Consider the following 22316-nt stretch of genomic DNA (forward strand, 5'->3'; position numbering starts at 1 on the left):
GAAGGGCGTGCGCAGGTGCGGAGGGCATGTGGAGGTGTGGAAGCGGCCCCGGGGCAGGGGAATTCACCATGGGCTATTGACCGCCGTCAGGCTTGCCGCCTATCGTCGGTGTCACATTATCGAACAATAGCGTCGAATATTCGACACCGCAACCCCGGGGGGCTCCTCGGGGGAAACGGCTCGGGTGGCGTTCGGCGCGGTAGGTGAGTGAGTGATGCCCACGGGATACGAGCTGTCGCATCTGACAGCGCTCGAGGCCGAATCGGTGCACATCATCCGAGAGGTCGCGGCCACCTTCGAGCGGCCGGTACTGCTGTTCTCGGGCGGCAAGGATTCGGCGGTCATGCTGGAACTGGCGCGACGGGCGTTCTGGCCCGCACCGCTGCCCTTCCCGCTGCTGCACATCGACACCGGGCACAACTTCGACGAGGTGATCGACTTCCGGGACCGCACCGCCGAACGGCTGGGCGCGCGCCTGCTGGTGGCGCGGGTGCAGGACGATATCGACGCCGGACGGGTGGTGGAGCGACCGGGCGAGACCCGCAACCGCCTGCAGACCACCACCCTGCTGCGCGCCATCGGCGAACACCGCTTCGACGCGGTCTTCGGCGGCGCGCGCCGCGACGAGGAGAAGGCTCGCGCCAAGGAACGGGTGTTCAGCTTCCGCGACGAGTACGGGGCCTGGGATCCGCGCGCCCAGCGCCCCGAGGTGTGGAACCTGTACAACGGACGGCACCGCAGAGGTGAGCACATCCGGGTGTTCCCGCTGTCGAACTGGACCGAGCTGGATATCTGGGAGTACATCGACTCCGCCGCCGTGGAGTTGCCGTCGCTGTACTACGCGCACCGTCGCGAGGTGGTGGAGCGCGACGGAATGCTGTTGGCCACCAACCGTTTCCTACAGCTCGGCCCGGGGGAGCGGCCCTACGAGACCACCGTGCGCTTCCGCACCGTCGGCGACGCCACCTGCACCGGCTGCGTCGAATCCAGCGCCGACACTCCCGCCGAGGTGATCGCCGAAACCGCCGTCACCCGCCTCACCGAACGCGGCGCGACCCGCGCCGACGACCGCATCTCCGACTCCGGCATGGAGGATCGCAAGCGAGAGGGCTACTTCTGATGCGCCGCAATCTCTTACGCCTGGCCACCGCGGGCAGTGTGGACGACGGCAAGTCCACCCTCATCGGCCGCCTGCTCTACGACTCCAAAGCCCTGTTCAGTGACCAGCTCTCGGCCATCGAGAAGTTCAGCACCGCGCGCGGCGACCAAGCCCCCGACCTGTCACTGGTCACCGACGGCCTGCGCGCCGAACGCGAACAGGGCATCACCATCGACGTCGCCTACCGCTATTTCGCCACGCCCCGACGGAAATTCGTCATCGCCGACACTCCGGGCCATGTGCAGTACACCCGGAATATGGTGACCGGAGCCTCCACCGCGGACCTGGCGCTCATTCTGGTGGACGCCCGCAAGGGTGTCTCCGAGCAGACCCGCCGCCACGCCTTCCTGTCCTCGCTGCTGGGTGTCGGCCACCTGGTGCTGTGCGTCAACAAGATGGACCTGGTGGATTTCTCCCGCCACCGCTTCGACGAGATCCGCGAGGAATTCGCCGATTTCGCCACCAAACTCGAGGTCCGCGACCTGAGCTTCCTGCCGCTGTCGGCGCTGCACGGCGACAATGTGGTGGAGCCCTCCCCGCACACCCCGTGGTTCCCGGGCCCGCCGCTGCTGCGCCACCTCGAGGATGTGCACATCGCCTCGGACCGCAACCTCATCGACGCCCGGCTGCCGGTGCAGTACGTCATCCGCCCCAGCGGGGAGACACGCCGCAGCTACGCGGGCACCATCGCGGGCGGCGTGTTCAAACCCGGCGACGAGATCACCGTGCTGCCCTCGGGACGCGCCACCCGCGTCGGCCAGATCTGGGGGCCGGGCGGCAGCAAGGTGGAGGAAGCCTGCGCGGGCATGGCCGTCTCCCTCACCCTGGACGACGAGCTCGACATCGGCCGCGGCGATATGCTCGCCCGCCCCGGTAATCAGCCGCATCAGGACCGGGAACTCGACGCCATGGTGTGCTGGTTCTCCGACGACACCGCACTGCGCCCCGGCGACCGCTACGCCATCCGCACCGCCGCCCAGACCGCGCAGGTGCGGGTGCGGGCGCTCGACTACCGGCTGGACGTGAACACCCTGCACCGGGTGGAGGACGCGCCGCGCCTGGCGCTCAACGACATCGGCCGCGTCACCCTGCACAGCACCCAGCCCATCCTGTTCGACCCCTACCGCGCCAACCGCGCCACGGGCAGCTTCATCCTCATCGACGAGCGCACCGATCAGACCGTCGCCGCGGGCATGATCACCGGCCGCACGCCGGTACAACCGCAGGCCCGCGGACCGGTCACCTGGCACCGCTCGGCGGTGGAGCGCACCCAGCGGCTGTCCCAGGGCGGGACGCTGTGGCTGACCGGGCTGTCCGGCTCCGGAAAGTCCACCATCGCCGTGGAATTGGAGCGGCAGCTCATCGCCGCGGGACGCCCCGCCTATCTGCTCGACGGGGACAACCTGCGGCACGGCATCAACGGCGATCTGGGATTCGGCGACGACGAGCGGCGGGAGAACATCCGCCGGGTCGCCGAGATCGCGGCGCTGTTCGCCGATTCCGGCACCATCGCCATCGTCTCGCTGATCAGTCCCTTCGCCGCCGAGCGGGAGAACGCGCGAAAGATCCACGCCGACAAGGGGTTGGAATTCCACGAGATCTTCGTCGACACCCCGCTGGCCACCTGTGAGGACCGGGACCCCAAGGGGCTCTATGCCAAAGCGCGCGCCGGTGAGATCACCCGATTCACGGGGATCGACTCCCCGTACGAACGCCCCGAGCACGCCGACCTGGTGGTCACCCCCGCCGACGGCACCCCGACCGCCATTGCCGAACTCATCCGCCGAGAGCTAGGAATCGCTGAACACCGATGACCGCATCCGACACCGCAGACGCCCCCGATACCCCCGCCACCGGGCCGGACCAGGCGGCGCTGCCGTTGACCGATCCCTTGCTGGCGGCCGTGGCCGAGGCCGAGAAGCTCATCGCCGCCGCGCCGTTCATCCGCACCGACGCCGACCTCGCCGAGGGCTACGACTATCTCGCGGCGAGTATCTCGGCCTGCCTGCGCCTGTCCGGCGTGCACGGCACCTCGCATCCGTACTTCGTCAGCTCCACCGGACCGCACGCCAAGATGGGCCTGGACAACCCGGACACCCTCTACTACCACGCGAATATCGAACCGACGGCCGAATACCTGGTGACCGGGGTGCGCGGCAGTACCGTCGACCTGAGTTTCCAAGTGCTCAAAGGCGATTACACGGCCACCGACGTGCCGGGCGGTGACGACGCCTTCGACGACCGTCGGCTCGAGATCGACGCCGACGGCCGCTACCAGCTGCGGTTCGGCCCGCCCAGGGCGAATCCGGAGCCGAACTACTTCGTACTCGGCGAGGGCGCGTCCATGCTGGCCGTGCGGGAGGTGTACGGCGACTGGGCGAACGAGACCAAGGGCCGCATCCGCATCGAACGCGTGGACACCGTCGGCACGGCTCCGACCGAACCCGATACCGCGCAACTGCGCAAACGCTACCGGGCCGCCGGGAAGATGCTGCTCTCGCGCATCCACACCTGGTTCAACTTCCCGAAATGGTTCTACCTGGACCTGCCGGTCAACACCCTCACCGCACCCCGGCTCACCCCCGGCGGACTGAGCACCCAGTACTCCTCGGTGGGCCACTACGACCTCACCGACGACCAGGCGCTCGTCATCACCATCCCGCGCTCGCGCGCCCCGTACCTGGGCTTCCAGCTGGGCAGCATGTGGTACATCTCGCTGGACTACGTGAACCACCAGACCAGCCTCAATCACACGCAGGCACAGGTGGATCCGGATGACATGGTCCGCATGGTGGTGTCGGCGCGCGATCCGGGCATCGCCAACTGGATCGAGACCACCGGCCGCGGTCAGGGCATTCTCCAGTTCCGCTGGCAGCGCACCGATCGGCCCATCACCCCCGAGGAAGGTCCGGTCGCCGAGGTGGTGCCCTTCGACAAGGTCGCCGCCCACCTGCCGCACCACGACCACAACCGCATCGACGCGGCGGGCTGGCGCGAGCGCATCGCCGCCCGCCAGCGCGCCTTCGCCGACCGGCAACTCGGCTGATCCCGCTCTGCCGATCCCTACAACGCACAGGAACCCTCATGAACAACCCCATGCTGGCCGACAAGGTCGTCGTCGTCAGCGGCGTCGGCCCCGGGCTCGGCCGCTCCATCTGCACCGAATCCGCCGCCGCCGGAGCCACCGTCGTGCTGGCCGCGCGCACCGAATCCCGGCTGAAGGAGGTGGCGGCCGAACTGGAGGCGGCGGGTGCCGAAACCCTCTGCGTGCCCACCGATATCACCGACGACGAGGCGGTGCGCACGCTGGTGGCGCGCACCCTGGACACCTTCGGCCGCGTCGACGTCCTGGTGAACAACGCCTTCGCGGTACCGTCCATGAAGCCGTTGGAGCGCACCGACTTCCAGCAGATCAGCGACAGCCTGGACCTCACCGTGCTGGGCAATCTGCGGATGACTCAGGCGTTCACTCCCGCGCTGGCGGAGTCCAAGGGTGCCGTGGTCATGATCAACTCCGCGGTGCTGCGGCACTCCGAACCCCGCTACGGCAGTTACAAACTCGCCAAATCCGCACTGCACGCCATGTCGCACACCCTCGCCACCGAACTCGGCCCGAAGGGTATTCGCGTCAATACCGTCGCCCCCGGCTACATCTGGAACGACCAGCTGAAGTGGTACTTCGGCGAGATCGCCGAGAAGTACGGCATCACCCCGGAACAGGTGTACGAGCAGACCGCGGCCAAATCGGATCTGAAGCGGCTGCCGGAACCCGACGAGATCGCCCGCGCCGTGGTGTTCCTGGCCTCCCCGTGGGCCAGCGCCATCACCGGGCAGACCCTCGACGTCAACTGCGGCGAATACCACGTCTGAGAGTGGAGGAACAGACAATCATGAGCAGACGTACCGGCGTCGGAACGGTCGAGGACCTGCACGCCTCCGCCACCAAGGTCTGCGGTCTCACCGATTTCGGGGCCGACGACTACACCGAGGCGCTCGCCGTGCTGCTGGAGTCCTACCAGCGCGACGCCGACCTGACCGAACTCGGCAGCAAGATGAGCCGCTACTTCCTGCGCGGCGCACTGGTGGCGCGGGCGCTGAGCGAGGCGTCCTGGCAGGCCCATCCCGGCTACGCCGACACCCCGGTCACCCGGCCCATCTTCGTGACCGGCCTGCCGCGCACCGGCACCACGGCCCTGCACCGGCTGCTCGCCGCCGATCCGGCTCATCAGGCCCTGGAGATGTGGCTGACCGAATTCCCGCAACCCCGGCCGCCGCGCGTCACCTGGGCCGACAATCCGGTCTACCAGCGCATCGACGCCGGATTCGCCCAGCACCGCATCGAGAATCCGGAATTCATGGGCGTGCACTACATGAGCGCCGCCGATGTGGAGGAATGCTGGCAGTTGCTGCGGCAGACGGTGAAATCCATCGCCTACGAGAGTCTGGCCTACCTGCCCACCTACTCGCGGTGGCTGCGGGAGCAGGACTGGACCAATGCCTATGTGCGGCACCGGAAGAACCTGCAACTCATCGGACTCGGCGACCAGCGCCGCTGGGTGCTCAAGAACCCGAGCCACCTGTTCGCCCTGGACGCGCTCATGCGGGTGTACCCGGATGCGCTCATCATCCAGACCCACCGCGATCCGGTCACCATCGTCGGCTCCTCGTGCAGTCTGTCCGAGCAGGCCACCAAGGGGTGGTCCAACTCCTTCGGCGGGGCGAAACTGGGTGCGGCGCAACTGGAGCTGTGGTCGCGCGGCTGGCGGGAGTTCACCGCGGCGCGGTCGCGCTATCGCGCCGATCAGTTCCTCGACATCCAGTTCGAGGATCTGCGGGCCGATCCGATGGGCACCATCGAGACCATCTACAAGGCATTCGGCATGGAGCTCACCGATGCGGCGCGCACGGCCATGCTCGCTCTCGACGCGGAGAGCAGATCCGGTGACCGCAAGCCGTCACACCGGTACTCGCTGGCCGACTACGGGTTGACCGAGGATCAGGTGCGCGCGGAATTCGCCTAACCGGGTTCGTTCAGGACGGGCCGGGGCTGTCGGCGCGCAGCGCCAGCCCGTCCACGAAGGCACGCAGCGCCAATTCGAAACTCTCGGCGTCGATTTCGTCGGCCCGGGCGCGCAGCAGGTGCGCCTGCTCCAGATGCGGATAGCGGTCGCGGTAGACCCGCACATCGTCGACGAAGCCGCGAGAGAACGAGCCGACGGTCGAGCCCATCACCAGATAGCGGGTGGCCGCGCCGATCATGGTGGCCTCGCGCGGCGGCCAGCCCGCACCCACCAGGCCGCCGTGCACCGCATCGGCCGCGCGCAGGTTCTCCTCCCGCTGCCCCGGCCCGGAGGCCAGGTACGGCACGAAATTCGGATGCGCCACCAGGGCGGCGCGATAGGAGCGCGCCCACTCCATGAGTCCGTGCCGCCAGTCGCCGGTCTCGAAGGCCGAGGTATCGACCCGGCTCATGAGGCCGCGGGCGATATCGTCGAGCAGATCGTCCTTGGTGGGGTAGTGGCCGTACAGTGACGCGGCCTGAACGCCCAGTTCGGCCGCCAGCTTGCGCATGGACAGCTCGCCGAGACCGTCGCGGTCGACGAGGGTCAGCGCCGCCTCGCGAATGCGGTCGCGGCTGAGCAGCGGCACCTTCGGCCTGGCCATCGCCCTCACCTCTCTCGTCGGAGCCGAATCCAGCATGTGGCTCTTGATCAACCGAACAGCGTTAGGATACCGTCTGCGGCGTTAAACCTAACACTGTTCGGTTAGGAGTGGAGATGGACTTCGAACTCGGCGACGCGCACCGCGAACTGCGGGAGGTCGCCCGGGCCTGGGTCGACAAGGAGGTCGTGCCGTTCGCCACCGAGTGGGACCGCGCCGAAGCGGTCGATCCGGCGATCGTCGGCAAACTCGGCGCGATGGGCTTCCTCGGCATCGAGATACCCGAGGAATACGGCGGCTCCGGCGGCGACGCCCTGGCCTACTGTCTGCTGCTCGAGGAGTTGGGTCGCGGGGACAGCGCCGTGCGCGGCATCGTCTCGGTATCGTTGGGCCTGGTCGCCAAAACGATCAGAACCTACGGCAGTGCCGAGCAGCGCGCGCACTGGCTGCCGCGGCTGTGCGCCGGACAGTCACTGGGCTGCTTCGGCCTCACCGAACCGGGCACCGGCTCCGACGCCGCCGCGCTGACCACCCGCGCCGCCCGCGACGGCGACGAGTGGGTGCTGTCGGGCACCAAGATCTTCATCACCAACGGCACCCACGCCGATATCGCGCTCGTCTTCGCACGCACCGGCGGGCCGGGGCCGAAGGGTGTGACCGCCTTCCTGGTGCCCACGGACACACCGGGATTCGGCCGCACCGAGATCAAGGGCAAACTCGGCCTGCGCGGTCAGGCGACCGCGGAACTGGTGCTCGACGACGTTCGGGTGCCGGATACCGCGCGGCTCGGCGCGGAAGGCCAGGGTTTCCGGATTGCCATGGGGGCCTTGGACAAAGGCCGCATGGGCGTCGCGGCGGGCTGTGTCGGCGTGGCGCGGGCCTGCCTGGAGGCGTCGGTGCGCTACGCCGGGGAGCGCGAGCAGTTCGGCAGACCCATCGCGTCCTTCCAGCTGGTCCAGGAACTGCTCGCCGATATCGCCGTCGAGGTCGACGCCGCGCGCCTGCTGACCTGGCGCGTCGCCGACCTGATCGAGCGCGGCCAGCCCTTCGGCACCGCCGCGTCCATGGCCAAGCTGTTCGCCAGCGAGGCGGCGGTCAAGGCCGCGAACAATGCCATCCAGGTCTTCGGCGGCTACGGCTACATCGACGAGTACCCGGTGTCGAAGTACCTGCGCGACGCCCGCGTGCTCACCCTCTACGAGGGCACCAGCCAGATCCAGAAACTGCTCATCGGCCGCGCCCTCACCGGCGTGAACGCCTTCGCGTGAACCGCGCCCGGCCTAACCCGAAAGTTACCGCCCGACAGGAGAATTCCGTGCCCGACAATCCCGCACCGGCCAATCTCACACCCGCCGAGCCCACGGCTGCCGACCGCGCACCCGCCGACTCCGCGCCGCTGAATCTCGCGGCTGGGGCACCCGCGCCCGGGAATCCAGCGCAGCCGGTGGCCTTCGTGACCGGTGCCGCCCGGGGGATCGGCGCGGCCATCGCGCAGCGGCTCGCCGCCGACGGCGCCACCGTGGCGGTGGTCGATCTGGATGAGAACAGCTGCGCCGCAGCCGTGGACACCATTGTCGCCGCGGGCGGCAAGGCCATCGCCGTGGCCTGCGACGTGACCGCCGAGGATCAGGTGGACGCCGCCGTCGACCGGGTGGCGGCCGAACTCGGCTCGCTGGACATCCTGGTCAACAATGCCGGGGTGCTGCGCGACAACCTGCTGTTCAAGATGTCCGTGGCGGAGTGGGACACCGTCATGTCGGTTCACCTGCGGGGTGCGTTCCTGTGCAGCCGGGCGGCCCAGCGGCATATGGTGGCGCAGCGCTCCGGCAAGATCGTCAACACCTCCAGCGTCTCCGCGCTCGGCAATCGCGGGCAGGCCAACTACAGCGCCGCCAAGATGGGCATCCAGGGCTTCACCCGCACCCTCGCCATGGAACTCGGGCCCTACGGCATCAATGTCAACGCCGTCGCACCGGGCTTCATCGTCACCGAGATGACCGCCGCCACCGCCGCCCGCCTCGGCGTCAGTTCCGAAGAGCTGCAGGCCAAGACGGCCGAGATCACCCCGCTGCGGCGGGTCGGCCAGCCCGCCGATATCGCCGATGTGGTGGCCTTCCTGGCCTCCGAGAATGCTGCCTTCGTCACCGGGCAGACCATTTACGTCGACGGCGGACGCCGTCTCTAGGAGATCGAGAACATCATGCGCAGAACGGTTTTCACCGCCGACCACGACGCCTTCCGGGAGACGGTACGCGCCTTCATCGAGGCCGAGGTCGTTCCCGTCTACGAGAAGTGGTATGCCGAGGGCATCGTGCCCCGCGAGTTCTACCACAGGCTGGCCGAACTCGGCGTCTTCGGCATCGAGGTGCCCGAGGAGTACGGCGGGGCTGGTATCGAGTCCTTCAAGTTCCAGGCCATCCTCATGGAGGAGACCGCGCGCGCCGGAGTGTCCTTCGGTGGTTCGAGCGTCCATGTCGGACTCTGCCTGCCCTACCTGAAATCCCTCGCCACCGCCGAGCAGAAGCAGCGCTGGCTACCGGGATTCGTCACCGGAGAGCTCATGTTCGCCATCGCCATGACCGAACCCGGCACCGGCTCCGATCTGGCCGGTATGCGCACCACCGCCAAACTGTCCGAGGACGGCACGCACTATGTGCTCAACGGCGCCAAGACCTTCATCACCGGCGGCGTGCACGCCGACCGGGTGATCGTCTGCGCCCGCACCGCGCCGCCCACCGAGCAGGACCGCCGCCACGGTATCTCGCTGTTCGTCGTGGACACCACATCACCCGGCTACACCGTCGGCCGCAAGCTCGACAAGCTGGGGCTGAAGGTCTCCGACACCGCCGAACTCACCTTCACCGACGTGCGGGTGCCGGTGGCGGATCTGCTCGGCGCGGAACATCAGGGGTTCTCCTACCTCGGGCGCAATCTGCCGCAGGAGCGACTGTCCATTGCCGTCGGCGCGTACGCGCAGGCCACGGCCGCGGTGCGGTTCGCGAAGGAATACACCCGGCAGCGCAGTGTTTTCGGGCAACCGGTGGCCAGCTTCCAGAACACCAAGTTCGAACTCGCCGCCTGTCGCGCCGAGGTCGACGCCGCCGAGGCAGTGGTGGACCGCGCCCTCGACGCCCTCGACGCCGGGGAACTGACCCCCGCCGACGCCGCCTCGGCCAAGCTGTTCTGCACCGAGGTCGCCGCCCGCGTCATCGACCGGTGCCTGCAACTGCACGGCGGCTATGGATTCATCAACGAGTATCCGATCGCCCGGCTGTACGCCGACAATCGCGTCAACCGGATCTACGGTGGCACCAGTGAGGTGATGAAGATGATCATCGCCAAGGATATGGGACTGTAAGGAGCGCGACGCATGACCGAGTTCGCGGACTTCGACGCCCTGCGCGCCGCCGTCGGCACCGAGGTCGGGGTGAGCGAGTGGCTCACCGTCGATCAGCGGCGCATCGACCTGTTCGCCGAGGCCACCGGGGACCACCAGTGGATCCACGTGGACGCCGACCGCGCCGCCGCCGGACCCTACGGCGGTACCATCGCGCACGGCTTTCTGACCCTGTCGCTCATCGTGCCGCTCACCCAGCAGATCATGACCGTGCGCTGCGCCAGCGCCGGAATCAACTACGGGCTGAACAAGGTTCGCTTCATCACGCCGGTTCCGGCCGGTGGGGCGATTCGTGCGCGGTTGACGCTGAACTCCGTCACCGACGTTCCCGGCGGGGTGCAGGCCGAACGCACCGTCACCGTCGAACTCGACGGTGCCGACCGTCCGGCCTGTGTGGCCGAGAGCATCACTCGCTATCTGATGTGACTCCGGGTCCGGTGGCGTCGCTGCCCCGCACCGCCGCGGTGTCGCGCGGCGGGTTGTCGGGTTGGGGGTGGGGCGCCGTCACTGCCCGGGGCCGAACGGGTGCGCCGACAGGGGCGTCTCATCGGGGGTCATGGTCGCCACCACCGAAATTCCGGCGGCCTGGAAATTGCTGAGCGCGCGCCCGATGTGATCTGCGGAGGTGATCAGGATGGCGGTCGTCGCACCGATGGCCGCCATCACCTTCGCCGAGAAGGCCGCGTTCTGCACCGTCGAATTCGCCTGGGTCTCGACATGGATGCGCTGCGGGGGAATGCCGCGCGCGATCAGCCACTCCGCCATGGCCGCCGCCTCGGGCACGCCATTGCGCGGATTGCCGCCGGTGACGATGACCGGCGCGGCGGGGGAGAGCACCGCCGAGACGTATCCGGCGTGCAGCCGATTGATCAGTTCCGGACGCATGGACCCGTCCGGCAGCAGCCCGTAGCCGAGCACCACGATGGCGGTGTTCGGGGTGAACAGCGCGGGCAGTTCCAGGCCCGGCAGACGCAGGGTCGTCACCGAGTCGATGGCCGCGAGCACCTCGTCGGTGATTCCGGTGGACGGATGTGCCGGGGCGGCAGCGGGTTCGGCGAACGCCGGGGCCGCGGTCAGGGCCAGGGCGGTCACGGCCGCACCCGTGACCACGAGTCGCGCGACCGCGCGGGCCGCGTGCCGCAGGGTGGGAACGGGGGGAAGGAACTGATCGAACATCGGGGTGACCTCCTGACCACAAGATGTGACAAGTAGTCGGTTCACATTTTCGTCAATGATCACCCGTGCCGTACCGGCCGGTAGGCGAATCCGCGAAATCGGCACGCATTGGCGCGAACCGACAACCGGCACGTACTCGCGGACAACGCAGCAGGGCCCCGAGTCGAATTCGACTCGGGGCCCTGCCCTGTGACGATCAGTGAGAACTGCGCTCAGTGAGAACTCAGTGCTCGCTGTGCTTTCCGCTGGAACCGGCATCCTGCGCCGCCTCCAGCGCCGCCAGCATGTCGTGCTCCTCCTGGTGCGCCAGCTGCGCGTTGGACTCGATCTCGGCGGGCGGATCGGCCCGCAGGAAGGAACCCGAACCCGGCTTGCCGGCCGAACCCAGCTTGGACATCTTCTTCGGCACCGGAGCGCCCTGGTACTCCAGGGGGATCGGGTGGCCGTGCGAATCCACCGGGCCCAGCGGCTGGTGGATCTCGATGTACTCGCCGTGCGGCAGGCGCTTGATCACGCCGGTCTCGACACCGTGCTCCAGCACCGCGCGGTCGCTGCGCTGCAGGCCGATGCAGAACCGGTAGGCGATGAAGTACGCCAGCGGCGGGCCGACCAGCAGCAGGATGCGACCACCCCAGGTGGTGGCGTTCAGCGAGATGTCGAACTTGAACGCGATGATGTCGTTCACGCAGGAGATGGTCAGCACCAGGTAGAAGGTGATGGCCATGGCGCCGATGGCGGTACGCACCGGCACGTCGCGCGGACGCTGCAGCAGGTTGTGCCGGGCGTCGTCACCGGTGAGGCGCTTCTCGATCCACGGGTAGGCGATCAGCACCGTGAACACCAGACCCATGATCAGCGCCACCCAGAACACCGCGGGCACCGTGTAGTTGCCGATGTAGATCTCCCACGGCGGCATCAGACGCGCCATACCGTCGGTCCACATCATGTAGAAGTCCGGCTGCGAACCCGCCGAGACCTGAGACGGGTTGTACGGACCCAGGTTCCAGATCGGGTTGATCTGCAGCAGACCACCCATGAGCGCGATGATGCCGAGGGTGAAGCAGAAGAACGCGCCCTGATCCGCGGCGAACACCGGAACGATGCGGGCACCCACCACATTGGTTTCCTTGCGGCCCGGGCCGGGGAACTGGGTGTGCTTCTGGTACCAGACGATCGCCACGTGCGCCGCGATCAGCGCCAGCATGATGCCCGGCAGCAGCAGCACGTGCGCGATGTACAGACGCGGAATGATGATGTCGCCGGGGAAGTCGCCGCCGAACATCAGCCAGTGCAACCAGGTGCCCACCACCGGAACACCGATGGTGATACCCGAGAAGGCCGCGCGCAGACCGGTACCCGACAGCAGGTCGTCGGGCAGCGAGTAGCCGAAGAAGCCCTCGAACATGGCCAGGATCAGCAGCAGCGAACCGATCACCCAGTTCGCCTCACGCGGCTTGCGGAACGCGCCGGTGAAGAAGATGCGGAACAGGTGGATGATGATCGACGCCGCGAACAGCAGCGCCGCCCAGTGGTGCACCTGCCGGACGAACAGGCCGCCGCGCACCTCGAAGGAGATGTTCAGCGCCGTCTCGTACGCCCGCGACATGCCGACGCCGCGCAGCGGCTGGTACGCGCCGTCATAGGTGACGTGCGCCATCGACGGGTCGAAGTACAGCGTCAGGTAGATACCCGACAGCAGCAGGATGATGAAGCAGTAGAGCGCGATCTCACCGAGCAGGAACGACCAGTGGGTCGGGAAGACCTTGTTGATCGAGCGCTTCACGAAGGCCGCGGCCTGATACCGCTCATCCATTTCGTTGGCCTGTGCGGCCGCTTTGCTTGGGCTCATGAACGACGCTCCCAGAAGGCCGGTCCGAGCGGCTCGATGAAGTCGCCGTTGGCGACCAGGTAGCCCTCGGAGTTGACGGTGATCGGCAGCTGCGGCAGCGCGCGGGCGGCGGGACCGAAGACCGGCTTACCCCATTCGGTCGCGGAGAACTGCGACTGGTGGCAGGGGCACAGGATCCGGTTGGTCTGCTGCTCGAACAGCGAGGTCGGGCAGCCCAGGTGGGTGCAGATCTTCGAGTAGGCGAAGTAGTCACCGTAGTTGAAGCTCTCCTGGCCCTTACGCTTGACCGCCTTCTCCGCGTCCGCGGTGCGCAGGCGGATCAGCATGACGGCATTGCGGATACCGCGCAGCGACTGCAGGGTCTCGTGCGAGTCGCCCCGCCACTCTTCCTTCCAGGGGAAGACGGTCTCCATCGCGCCCGCGTCCAGATCCTCCGGACGCACCAGCACGATGTCCTCGATGCGGCCGGTGTCGCGGCGCAGGTAGACGGTCTGACCCGGGTAGTCCGGGGTCCAGCCCGACACCCACAGCGGCGACTTGTCGCCCTTGGCCCACGGGTTCTTCACCATGCCGCCGACGAAGACGAACAGCGCGCCGATGCCGAGCAGGCCCGCGCCCAGACCCGCGGTGCGGGTGATCATCTTGCGGCGGGCCAGCGTGGAGGTGTCCAGCGCGTCCTGCAGCTCGGCGGCCAGGGTGCGGCGGTTGGTCTCCGAGGACTTGCCGTCGTGGCGGTCCTGGATGGAGATCTCGGCCGGGATGAACTTCTTGCGGATCAGCACCACCGCGATACCGATGGCCAGCACCGCGATACCCAGCGACAGGCCGACCAGCGGGGTGTACAGGCTGTAGGCGGCATTGCCCTCGTCATTGCGGGACTTGTAGCTCCACGGCCAGAACAGGAAGACGCCGATCAGCGCGACGGCCGACAGCGCCGAGATGCCGAACCACATCGCCACCTGACGCTCGGCCCGCTTCTCGGCCCGGGTGCCGGGCACCGGCCAGCGCGGCGCGCGATAGGCGACGTCGACACCGTCCATCTTCGTGCCGAGTTCGACCAGTTCGTCCCGCGAGAGCGCGTCGAGCTGCTCCTCGGTCAGATCCGTCTGCGGCGTGGGGTGGTCCCCCATGCTGTTTCGCTCCTCTTCGCTCATGACCGGGATCCGATCCACATGGCGGAACCGACCAGCAGGGTGATGCCGACGATCCAGGCGGCCAGACCCTCGGTGGCGGGACCGAAGCCGCCGAGGCCGTAGCCGCCCTCGGACTGGGTCTCGGTGCGGTCCTTGACGTAGGCGACGATGTCGCGCTTCTCCTCCGGCGTCAGCTGCCGGTCGGAGAACTTGGGCATGTTCTGCGGGCCGGTGAGCATCGCGGTGTAGATCTGCTGCTCATTGGCCGGTTCCAGCGGCGGCGCGAACTTGCCGGACGACAGCGCGCCACCCTTGCCGGTGAAGTTGTGGCAGGACGCGCAGTTCATGCGGAACAGTTCGCCACCGCGACCCAGATCGGCGCCCCCGATCAGCGACTCCTGCGCGATCTCGCCATCGGCGTCGCGGACCACGGTCGGGCCGCCGCCGTTGGCGGCGATGTACGCGCCCAGCGCATCGGTCTGGCGGGCGTCGAACTTGGGGGGCTTGCGCATGATCTGCGCCTCGTTGCGGACCGCGGGCATGCGGCCGGTGGAGACCTGGAAGTAGACCGCGGCCTCACCGACGCCGATCAGGCTGGGACCGCGATCCTCCACACCCTGCAGGTTGACGCCGTGGCAGGTGACACACGAGGTGTCGTAGATCTGCTTACCCTCGCGCAGCAGCGCGGACTGATCCTCGTTCGCGGTCGCGACCTGGGCGTCCGGGGTCAGCGCCGAGGCCGTGAAGCCGGCTCCGACGAGGCCCATCAGCAGAACCAGACCGCCCGCGAAGCGCCGCTTGCTGCGCCGCCGCTTGCGGATCTTGGTGGCCTGATTCTCTTGCGCGCTGCCGATCCCGGGGCCGCTGGGATCTGGCGCTGACGGGGGAGATGAACTCATCTGTGTCCCTTTGGAGTAGACGGAACCGACTGTGCAGAAGCTCTTGTCCGGACTAGCGGACGAAGTAGATCGTGGCGAACAGCCCGATCCAGACGATGTCGACGAAGTGCCAGTAGTAGGAGACGACGATCGCCGCCGTGGCCTGCGCCGGGGTGAACTTGCTGAGCGTCGTGCGCACCAGCAGGAACACGAAGGCGATCAGACCGCCGATGACGTGCAGGCCGTGGAAGCCGGTGGTGATGTAGAACACCGAGCCGTAGACGCTGCTGGAGATCGAGGTGCCCTCGTGCACGAGGTGGTAGTACTCGTAGCCCTGGCCCGCCACGAAGAACGTGCCCATGAGCAGGGTGATGAAGTACCAGCGCCGCAGGCCGAACACATCGCCCTTCTCCGCCGCGAAAACACCCATCTGGCAGGTGAAGGACGACGCGACCAGCACCGCGGTGACAGGCACGGCGAGTGCCATGTTCAGCTCGGTCGGCTCCGTCGGCCAGCCGAGTTCGGGGTTGGCCTGCGCGCGAGCAACGAAGTACATGGCGAACAGGCCGGCGAAGAACATCAGCTCGCTCGACAGCCAGATGATGGTACCGACACTGACCATGTTGGGCCGGTTCAGCGAATGCACACGCTGGGTAATGGCCGATCCTGGGGTCCCTACTGCGGTCGTCACGCCGGTAAGTATGACCCCTTGTAGTACGACAGGTGTAGCCGGGTACGAAACTTCGGGGCGCGTGTCGGAAACCGCAGCGCGAGAGGATCTCCCGAGTAGCGCCCGGCGTGTCTCTCGAGCAGGGCTTTTCTGCTGCCGGGGCGATTCGCGGCGGTGACGGCACCCAAGCTAGAGCACGTGGCTGAGAAAAAGGCAAGAGCGAAACCTGTGATCCGGACCCGCGGAAGGAATGAAATGACCTCGAAGACCTGGTGGCGACGGCTGTTCGGGCGGGCGACCGCGCCCGAACTCGACCCCTCCGACACCGATCTGGTGGAGGTGGTGGCGAGTTTCGACGACGCCGAAGCCTGTTCGACCGCATTGGAGCGGGCCACCGGCTGGACGCCGCAGCGGCCCGCGGTGCTGCGGCACCTGCTGCGACTGCCCGCGGCGCAGGTGGAGAGCGCGGCCGCCATCGCCGCACAGGACGGATACACGGTGCACGAGCGCGGCGACGGCGATCCGTGCGAGGTCGTGTTGCAACGCGTGCAGTTGCTCGACGCGCTGCACTGCTCGCAGGAACGCGCGCGCATGGCCGGATTGGCGCAGCGGCACGACGGGACCGCCCTCGGCTGGACGGCCTGGCAGTGAAAGCCGGTACCGCCCGGGGGAAAATCCCGTGCCCGGCGCACTAGGCTGCTGAGGGAGCACTGGTGTGCCGAAACCACCAGCAACGGGAGAGAGAAGCATGAGCGCGCGCAGCTGGAGGGAAATCCTCACCATCCTGACCGAAGGACGTGACCTGTCCACGGAGGAGGCGGCGTGGGCGATGAACGAGATCTTCACCGACAACGCCACCTCCGCCCAGATCGCGGCCTTCGGCGTGGCCATGAAGATGAAGGGTCCCTCGCTGTCCGAACTGAGCGGGCTGGCCTCGGGCATGCTCGCCCACGCCCGGCGGGTGGAACTCGACTTCGGGGCCGTCGACATCGTCGGCACCGGCGGTGACCGCTCCGGCAGCGTCAATATCTCCACCATGTCCTCGATCGTGGTGGCCGCCAGCGGGGTGCCGGTGGTCAAACACGGGAACCGGGCGGCGTCCTCCAAGAGCGGCGGGGCCGATGTGCTGGAGGCGCTCGGGGTGAAGATCGCGCTCGGGCCGGAAGCGGTGGAACGCTGTGTGCGCGAGGTCGGGGTGGGCTTCTGCTTCGCGCCCATGTTCCATCCGTCACTGCGATTCGCCGGGCCGGCGCGCAGTGAGATCGGCATCCCCACCGTATTCAATGTGCTGGGGCCGCTGACCAATCCGGCGCAGCCGCGGGCGGGGCTCATCGGGTGCGCCTTCGAGGACCTGCTGCCGACCTATGCGGGCGTGTTCACCGAGCGCGGCGCCTCGGCGCTGGTGGTGCGCGGCAACGACGGACTCGACGAGATCACCACGGTGGACACCACCGACGTGTGGGTGGTCGCGGGCGGACAGCGCCGCCACGTCACCATCGACCCGGTCGAACTCGGGATTCCGCGAGTGGAGCCCGCCGCGCTCCAGGGTGGGGACGCCGCCATGAACGCGGTCATCGCCCGCAATATGCTGGCGGGCGAGCCCGGGCCGGTGCGCGACGCGGTGCTGCTGAACTCGGCCGCGGCCATCGTGGCCTTCGAACTCGACAGTGTCGAGACCGAACTGCACGACAAGCTGGCCGGAGCATTGAAGCGGGTCGCGACCGCGGTCGACTCCGGGGCGGCGGCCGGGTTGCTCGACCGGTGGGCGGCACTCAGCAATGAACTCGGTACCGACTGAGGGATTTCGACCGCGGCGGGGCACGGCTTCCCGCGATTCTCCCCGTCGAGTCCGCTCGGCGGGGAGATCTCTTATCGCGTAGCCGGTGTGTTGCTCATCGATCGATAGCCGGTCGCCACGTTAGGGTGCACGGGATTGCCAGCCGTGCCGATGCACCCGACGCGGATGCACCGCGGCTCGAGTGAGGAGTTCAGCATGCGCGACGCTCTGGTCAAATCCGGGCTGTTCGCGGCCGTCTTCATCGTGGCCGCCCCGATGGCGCTCGCTGCGCTCACCACGGTGGGGGCCCGGCTACGCGGCTGAGTCCGCGCGGCACTACTCGCCGATGGAGAATCCCGCCTCCACATCGGCGCGCGCATAGGACTTGAAGGCGATATTGGTGACGGTGCGCAGCACACCCGCCGTCTTGTTGATCCTGCCGGTCACCACCTCGGCGATCTGCTCATGATCGCGCACCCGCACGATCGCGATCAGGTCCACATCGCCCGCGCACGAATACACCTCGGTCACGCCGTCGATATCGGCCAGCGCCTGCGCGGTCTCGGGAATGCGGGCGGCCTCGGCGTGGATGAGCACGATCGCGGTAATCATGACGCCACTGTATTGGATCGCGCCCGCCCACCGCTGCGGCCGGGCGCGGGCGGGGCGGGCGTCCCGACGCGGGGCGCTGAACCGCGCGTCGTCGTGGGCGGTTCGGTGCGTCGGTAGCCGACGGAGTGGTCAGGCGTGGCCGCTCGCGGGGGCCGTGGTCCGTCGTTCGTAGGATGGTCTAGCGGGTTGGTTGTTCGCGGGGCGGTCGATGAGGCCATTGCTTGCGGCGTGGCCAGGGGCCGGTTTCGCGGGGTGGTCGGGGTCCGTTGCCCGCGAGGCGGCCGGGGGGGTCGGTAACATCGCAGGGTATGCGGGGGGTTGCCGGATTCCTGGTCGGAGCGTGCGCGCTGCTGGCCGGTGCCTGTGGGTCGGAGGCCGGGCCGGAGGAGACGGGTGACCGGCCGCCGGTGCGGGTGGCGGCGCCGGGTCCGTTCACCGGCGAGTGCGGTCACGTGACGGATGCCGAGATACGTTCCACCACCGGTCTTTCCGAGCCCTCCGATGTATTCCGCAACTCCGTCACGTGCCGCTGGTTCCATACCGCGCAGCACACCGATGTGACCTTCACGTCCTATCGCGGCAGCCCCATCGACCGCGAACGCGCCTGGGAAGCCCTGTGGGGCCGCGACATCCGCTCCCTCACCCTGGCGGACCACCCCGGCTTCCTCTCCCACAGCCCCGACGGCCCGACCCGAGAAGTCTGCGTGCTCGCCGTCCAACTCGGCGACGACTTCTTCGAATGGTCCTACCGCGGCGTCGTCACCCACCCCCGCGCCAGCTGCGACATGGTCCAGCACTTCGCCGACCTGACCGTGCGACGGATGGGGTGAGAGGGCGGCGGGGCGAGCCGAGATTCGCAGTGGACAGCGGCACAGTCATCGGTGCGTTTCGAGTGCGGCTCCGACGCGATCACGCGCGTCGTCGACAGGTGGCCGAGGCATTCACCCCCGCGCACGGGGCGCCCGTGACCGAGGCCCGCACTCGCGGGGGTGTGCAGGCGGTTTCCCTCGGTACCGCCGCCACAACCAGGTGGAGGTGCACCGCCGGTTGGAGCTCGTCGACGAAGCCGAAGCTCACAGCAGCGCCCGACGGCTGGGCTGGATGCGCTCCCGGAGCCTCGCGCTCAACGCGCGTCGCGAGGGGGAACTGGTGGCGGCAACGGCCGAGAGGACGCCGCCACCAGTTCCCCCTCGCGATGGCTGCGGGGGCGGGTGGTCGGTGTGGGGCGGAGTGGGCGTCGGCGGGGCGAGTCCATGATCGCCTGGAGCGTCGCTGCAGTGGGGCGGAGGCGCTTGTTGGCGGACTGTGGCGGGGTGGAGTGCTGCCGTCACGGCCTGCGCGCGTGCGCTTCGCCTCGGCGGGTCCGGCATGGCGGCTGGTGCGGGCGGAGGAGCCGGAGGCGCATGTCACCCGTGGTCGTCGATGGGCTGTTCACCGCGGGCCGCCGCGTCGGCACGGTCGAGCCAGGTCGTCCATGCGCCTGCGCCGAGGCGGGGTTCGCCGTAGCCGTCCGAGGTGCGGACGATGCGGGTGCCGGGTTGTTCCAGCCAGCGGGCGAGGAGGGCGGCCTCCTCCGGAAGTGCGCCGCGCAGTGGGGGATACGGGCCGTCGTCGAGTATGTCCCCCGCGGGCATGCGGTCGGGTGTGCTGGGTGGTGTGTATCCAGAGGTGTGGCCGGGCGCGGGGAGTGTGCAGCCCGGGATGGGGTCGGGTGTGCCGGGTGTGTGGCCTGCGGTCTGGTCGGGTGTGGTGAGTGCGTGTCCCGAGGTGCGGTCGGGCGTGGTGAGTGTGTAGCCCGCGGTTGGGTCGGGTGTGCCGGGTGTGTGGCCTGCGGTCTGGTCGGGTGTGCCGGGTGTGTGGCCCGGGGTCCGGTCGGGCGCGCTGAGTGCTTGCGGGGTTTCGTCAGGTCGCGTGGGTACGGGTCTCGCGGTGTGGTCGGGTGTGCCGAGTGCGGGTTTCGGGGTTTTGCCGGGCGTGCCGGGCGGTGGTGTCGGATCGGGTGCGGTCGTGTCGGGGGGAGTGCTGTCGTGGAGGCGGGTGGGGATGACGGTTTCGGCGGCGGCAACCAGGTGGTCGACGACCGGCATGGGGGGTACGCCGCGGGCTGCGGTTCCGGCGGCGGCCAGGCGGGCGTGGCGGATGACGGCGAACTCCCAGCCGCCCGCGCCGTCGGGGCGGGCGGCGATCAGTTCGGGGATGCGGGCCAGGGCGGCCAGGCGCTGGGTGCGGCGCAGTGCGCGCAGGACGGTGGCCAGGCGGTCGCGGAGTCGGGCGGCGGATTCGAAAGTCTCTGCGTCGGAATAGGTTTCGATGCGTGCGCGAATGGCGTGCAGCGGTTCGTCGCAGCGGCCGGTGAACAGTGCGCGGACCGCTTCGGGAGCGTGGTTGTACTCCTTTATATATAGGGGTGCGTTTCGGGTGCTCGCCGGGCAACCGCCGACCACGGCGGGCGGGCACTCGTGGCGGCCGTCGCGCGGGATGCGCACGGTGCAGGTGCGCAGGCCGGTGTACTCGGCGATTGTCACCCCCACTTCGGCCGCGTCCGTCCGAGATCTGAAGGGCCCCAGGCTGTATCGCGTCGGCTTCCGCGAGACCGCGAACCGGGGGAACGGCTCCTCGGTGAGCGTGAGCCACCACGCCCGCTGCGGGAACTTCGACCGGCGGTTGTACGGCGGCGCGTGGGCCATGAGTAGCCGCAGCTCCCGCACCCCGGCCTCGAGCCCGTGCGCGCACACCACGTGGTCGACCCGGGTGGCCAGCCGCACCATCTCCCGCATTCGCGGTCGGGTCTCCGAATCGGTGAAGTAGCCGCGCACCCGGCGGCGCAGATTGACCGCCGTCCCTATATAGAGGACCTCGTCGGAGGGACCGCGGAACAGATACACCCCGGGCGCGGTCGGAAGATCCACCGCCAGTACGCGTTTGGCGCGCTGCTGCCGCGTGACCTCCGGCAGATAGTCGACGAGTTCGGTGAGGCTGTGCACGCCCAGATTCCCGACCCGACCGATGAGCGCGTGCAGTACGTCCACGGTGGCGCGGGCATCGTCGAGCGCGCGGTGCGTGGGCGTCGTCTCCGCGCCCAGCAGCTGCGCCAGCACCGACAACTTCACCGAGGGCGCCTCGTCACGGCCCAGGATGCGCCGTGCCAGTTGCACCGTGCACACCACCTGGAACGCGGGCCAGGCCAGCTCACAGCGCAATGCCGCCGCCTTCAGGAAACCGAGGTCGAAGCGTGCGTTGTGGGCCACCAGCACCGCGCCCGCGGCGAACTCCAGGAAGCCGGGCAGGACCGCGTCGATCCGGGGCGCGTCGTAGACCATGGCCGTGGTGATGCCGGTGACCTGCACGATCTGCGGTGGAATCGACCGCCCGGGGTTCACCAGGGTGGCGAACTCGCCCAGTACCTCGCCACCGCGCACCTTCACCGCGCCGATCTCGGTGATGGCGTCGCCCTCGGGGCTGGTTCCGGTGGTCTCCAGGTCCACGACCACGAAAGTCGTGGCGTAGAGCGGAGTGTCGAGGTCGTCGAAGGCGAGCTGCTCGGGCACGGCCAGCAAGCGTAGGCCGGGGGTCCGACATGTTTTCACGACGGAAATGTCCGTTTATCTGACCGAGATTCTCGAGATGAATGACCCGAATTGCGAAAGTATGCCTCTTAGTGACCAGGGTCACAGTTATTCGCATTGTCGATCAATGTGGACGGGGTGACCGGACGGTCCAGTGGGTCGCCTGGCGCGCACGGCCGGGTTGCCGGGCATGTCGGCGCGGCGGGTCGCGGGGTCGGGCGTGTCCTGATCAATGACTATGTGCCTGAGCAGGGGATATTCGGTAATAGCCGAGATAGAGCGCGCTATGGATGAGCGCGCGCTACTGCTCGGTAGCCGTCGCGACGCTCCCGACGAAACGGCCGTCGTTATTGTTTCGTGATTGCTGTGACTTTTGTCGCACCGAAATAGGGGTGGTCAACAATTTGGCGTAGTCCGGGTACGACTTCGGGTTTACAA

The 22316-nt window shown here is 68.3% G+C and carries 20 protein-coding genes; 12 read left to right on the forward strand and 8 right to left on the reverse strand.

Going from position 1 to position 22316, the window contains the following annotated elements; translation table 11 throughout:
• Positions 1-214: 214 nt before the first annotated feature.
• Genes cysD through ON31_RS10710 form a run of 5 tightly spaced genes read left to right on the forward strand, consistent with a single transcriptional unit; the run spans position 215 to position 6180 of the window.
• Positions 215-1120, forward strand: a complete 906-nt coding sequence (cysD, locus tag ON31_RS10690) for a sulfate adenylyltransferase subunit CysD (protein WP_039812221.1) — start codon at positions 215-217, stop codon at positions 1118-1120.
• Positions 1120-2973, forward strand: a complete 1854-nt coding sequence (gene cysC / locus ON31_RS10695; RefSeq protein ID WP_039812224.1) for an adenylyl-sulfate kinase — start codon at positions 1120-1122, stop codon at positions 2971-2973. The genes cysD and cysC overlap by 1 nt, the downstream gene beginning before the upstream one ends.
• Positions 2970-4205, forward strand: a complete 1236-nt coding sequence (locus ON31_RS10700) for a hypothetical protein (RefSeq protein WP_039812227.1) — start codon at positions 2970-2972, stop codon at positions 4203-4205. The genes cysC and ON31_RS10700 overlap by 4 nt, the downstream gene beginning before the upstream one ends.
• 38 nt (positions 4206-4243) lie before the next feature.
• Positions 4244-5029, forward strand: a complete 786-nt coding sequence (locus ON31_RS10705; protein ID WP_039812229.1) for an SDR family oxidoreductase — start codon at positions 4244-4246, stop codon at positions 5027-5029.
• 20 nt (positions 5030-5049) lie between these two features.
• The gene (locus tag ON31_RS10710) at positions 5050-6180 is read left to right on the forward strand and encodes a sulfotransferase family protein (protein ID WP_039812365.1); all 1131 of its coding nucleotides are present in this window, start codon (positions 5050-5052) and stop codon (positions 6178-6180) included.
• A gap of 10 nt (positions 6181-6190) precedes the next feature.
• On the opposite strand, the gene ON31_RS10715 is transcribed toward ON31_RS10710, so the two are convergent.
• Complete coding sequence (locus ON31_RS10715; protein WP_039812232.1) at positions 6191-6823, reverse strand: TetR/AcrR family transcriptional regulator; 633 nt, start codon at positions 6821-6823, stop codon at positions 6191-6193.
• Positions 6824-6936: 113 nt separating this feature from the next.
• Here ON31_RS10715 and ON31_RS10720 point away from each other — a divergent pair, with 113 nt between their 5' ends.
• From ON31_RS10720 to ON31_RS10735, 4 genes are all read left to right on the forward strand, one after another.
• Entirely contained in the window at positions 6937-8088 is a 1152-nt protein-coding gene (locus ON31_RS10720) for an acyl-CoA dehydrogenase family protein (protein WP_039812236.1), read from the forward strand.
• Positions 8089-8264: 176 nt separating this feature from the next.
• Positions 8265-9005 (forward strand): 3-oxoacyl-ACP reductase FabG, encoded by a 741-nt coding sequence (gene fabG, locus ON31_RS10725; RefSeq protein WP_039812367.1) that lies wholly within the window; start codon positions 8265-8267, stop codon positions 9003-9005.
• A 15-nt stretch (positions 9006-9020) separates the two neighbouring features.
• Positions 9021-10178 carry an acyl-CoA dehydrogenase family protein gene (locus tag ON31_RS10730; RefSeq protein WP_039812239.1) on the forward strand — a complete coding sequence of 386 codons (1158 nt, stop codon included), beginning with the start codon at positions 9021-9023 and terminating at the stop codon, positions 10176-10178.
• A 12-nt stretch (positions 10179-10190) separates the two neighbouring features.
• Positions 10191-10643, forward strand: coding sequence for a MaoC family dehydratase (locus ON31_RS10735; protein ID WP_039812242.1), 453 nt, complete (start codon positions 10191-10193; stop codon positions 10641-10643).
• Between the two features lie 78 nt (positions 10644-10721).
• On the opposite strand, the gene ON31_RS10740 is transcribed toward ON31_RS10735, so the two are convergent.
• From ON31_RS10740 to ctaE, 5 genes are all read right to left on the reverse strand, one after another.
• On the reverse strand, positions 10722-11393 hold the full coding sequence (locus ON31_RS10740; RefSeq protein ID WP_081592355.1) for a YdcF family protein: 672 nt from the start codon (positions 11391-11393) through the stop codon (positions 10722-10724).
• A 223-nt stretch (positions 11394-11616) separates the two neighbouring features.
• Positions 11617-13242 carry a cytochrome bc1 complex cytochrome b subunit gene (qcrB, locus tag ON31_RS10745; protein ID WP_039812245.1) on the reverse strand — a complete coding sequence of 542 codons (1626 nt, stop codon included), beginning with the start codon at positions 13240-13242 and terminating at the stop codon, positions 11617-11619.
• A complete protein-coding gene (gene qcrA / locus ON31_RS10750; protein ID WP_085996383.1) occupies positions 13239-14396 on the reverse strand; it encodes a cytochrome bc1 complex Rieske iron-sulfur subunit in 1158 nt (385 codons plus the stop codon). Before qcrA ends, qcrB begins: the two co-directional genes overlap by 4 nt.
• Positions 14393-15274 carry a cytochrome bc1 complex diheme cytochrome c subunit gene (qcrC, locus tag ON31_RS10755; RefSeq protein ID WP_029929374.1) on the reverse strand — a complete coding sequence of 294 codons (882 nt, stop codon included), beginning with the start codon at positions 15272-15274 and terminating at the stop codon, positions 14393-14395. The genes qcrA and qcrC overlap by 4 nt, the downstream gene beginning before the upstream one ends.
• 52 nt (positions 15275-15326) lie before the next feature.
• Positions 15327-15944: an aa3-type cytochrome oxidase subunit III gene (gene ctaE, locus ON31_RS10760; protein ID WP_029929373.1), complete on the reverse strand. Its 618-nt coding sequence runs from the start codon at positions 15942-15944 to the stop codon at positions 15327-15329.
• A gap of 234 nt (positions 15945-16178) precedes the next feature.
• On the opposite strand from ctaE, the gene ON31_RS10765 reads away from it, so the two are divergent.
• Together ON31_RS10765 and trpD are read left to right on the forward strand one after the other, a co-directional pair.
• The gene (locus tag ON31_RS10765; protein WP_039812253.1) at positions 16179-16574 is read left to right on the forward strand and encodes a hypothetical protein; all 396 of its coding nucleotides are present in this window, start codon (positions 16179-16181) and stop codon (positions 16572-16574) included.
• 97 nt (positions 16575-16671) lie between these two features.
• Positions 16672-17721, forward strand: coding sequence for an anthranilate phosphoribosyltransferase (gene trpD, locus ON31_RS10770; RefSeq protein ID WP_039812255.1), 1050 nt, complete (start codon positions 16672-16674; stop codon positions 17719-17721).
• A gap of 315 nt (positions 17722-18036) precedes the next feature.
• Here trpD and ON31_RS10775 read toward each other — a convergent pair whose 3' ends face one another.
• Positions 18037-18312 (reverse strand): Lrp/AsnC family transcriptional regulator, encoded by a 276-nt coding sequence (locus ON31_RS10775; RefSeq protein WP_029929370.1) that lies wholly within the window; start codon positions 18310-18312, stop codon positions 18037-18039.
• Positions 18313-18620: 308 nt separating this feature from the next.
• On the opposite strand from ON31_RS10775, the gene ON31_RS10780 reads away from it, so the two are divergent.
• Positions 18621-19142, forward strand: a complete 522-nt coding sequence (locus ON31_RS10780; protein ID WP_039812257.1) for a DUF3558 domain-containing protein — start codon at positions 18621-18623, stop codon at positions 19140-19142.
• 576 nt (positions 19143-19718) lie between these two features.
• Here the strand turns inward: ON31_RS10780 and ON31_RS10785 are convergent.
• Positions 19719-21866 carry a DEDD exonuclease domain-containing protein gene (locus ON31_RS10785; RefSeq protein ID WP_081592362.1) on the reverse strand — a complete coding sequence of 716 codons (2148 nt, stop codon included), beginning with the start codon at positions 21864-21866 and terminating at the stop codon, positions 19719-19721.
• Positions 21867-22316: the final 450 nt, after the last annotated feature.

Origin of the sequence: Nocardia otitidiscaviarum NBRC 14405 (assembly GCF_000308635.1) — a bacterium.
Taxonomy (GTDB): Bacteria; Actinomycetota; Actinomycetes; order Mycobacteriales; family Mycobacteriaceae; genus Nocardia; species Nocardia otitidiscaviarum.

What these genes read in the sequence shown, in the direction of transcription:
- cysD (WP_039812221.1), top strand. Translation starts at nt 215, where the DNA reads ATGCCCACGGGATACGAGCTGTCGCATCTGACAGCGCTCGAGGCCGAA.
- cysC (WP_039812224.1), top strand. Translation starts at nt 1,120, where the DNA reads ATGCGCCGCAATCTCTTACGCCTGGCCACCGCGGGCAGTGTGGACGAC.
- ON31_RS10700 (WP_039812227.1), top strand. Translation starts at nt 2,970, where the DNA reads ATGACCGCATCCGACACCGCAGACGCCCCCGATACCCCCGCCACCGGG.
- ON31_RS10705 (WP_039812229.1), top strand. Translation starts at nt 4,244, where the DNA reads ATGAACAACCCCATGCTGGCCGACAAGGTCGTCGTCGTCAGCGGCGTC.
- ON31_RS10710 (WP_039812365.1), top strand. Translation starts at nt 5,050, where the DNA reads ATGAGCAGACGTACCGGCGTCGGAACGGTCGAGGACCTGCACGCCTCC.
- ON31_RS10715 (WP_039812232.1), bottom strand. Translation starts at nt 6,823, where the DNA reads ATGGCCAGGCCGAAGGTGCCGCTGCTCAGCCGCGACCGCATTCGCGAG.
- ON31_RS10720 (WP_039812236.1), top strand. Translation starts at nt 6,937, where the DNA reads ATGGACTTCGAACTCGGCGACGCGCACCGCGAACTGCGGGAGGTCGCC.
- ON31_RS10730 (WP_039812239.1), top strand. Translation starts at nt 9,021, where the DNA reads ATGCGCAGAACGGTTTTCACCGCCGACCACGACGCCTTCCGGGAGACG.
- ON31_RS10735 (WP_039812242.1), top strand. Translation starts at nt 10,191, where the DNA reads ATGACCGAGTTCGCGGACTTCGACGCCCTGCGCGCCGCCGTCGGCACC.
- ON31_RS10740 (WP_081592355.1), bottom strand. Translation starts at nt 11,393, where the DNA reads ATGTTCGATCAGTTCCTTCCCCCCGTTCCCACCCTGCGGCACGCGGCC.
- qcrB (WP_039812245.1), bottom strand. Translation starts at nt 13,242, where the DNA reads ATGAGCCCAAGCAAAGCGGCCGCACAGGCCAACGAAATGGATGAGCGG.
- qcrA (WP_085996383.1), bottom strand. Translation starts at nt 14,396, where the DNA reads ATGAGCGAAGAGGAGCGAAACAGCATGGGGGACCACCCCACGCCGCAG.
- qcrC (WP_029929374.1), bottom strand. Translation starts at nt 15,274, where the DNA reads ATGAGTTCATCTCCCCCGTCAGCGCCAGATCCCAGCGGCCCCGGGATC.
- ON31_RS10765 (WP_039812253.1), top strand. Translation starts at nt 16,179, where the DNA reads ATGACCTCGAAGACCTGGTGGCGACGGCTGTTCGGGCGGGCGACCGCG.
- trpD (WP_039812255.1), top strand. Translation starts at nt 16,672, where the DNA reads ATGAGCGCGCGCAGCTGGAGGGAAATCCTCACCATCCTGACCGAAGGA.
- ON31_RS10775 (WP_029929370.1), bottom strand. Translation starts at nt 18,312, where the DNA reads ATGATTACCGCGATCGTGCTCATCCACGCCGAGGCCGCCCGCATTCCC.
- ON31_RS10780 (WP_039812257.1), top strand. Translation starts at nt 18,621, where the DNA reads ATGCGGGGGGTTGCCGGATTCCTGGTCGGAGCGTGCGCGCTGCTGGCC.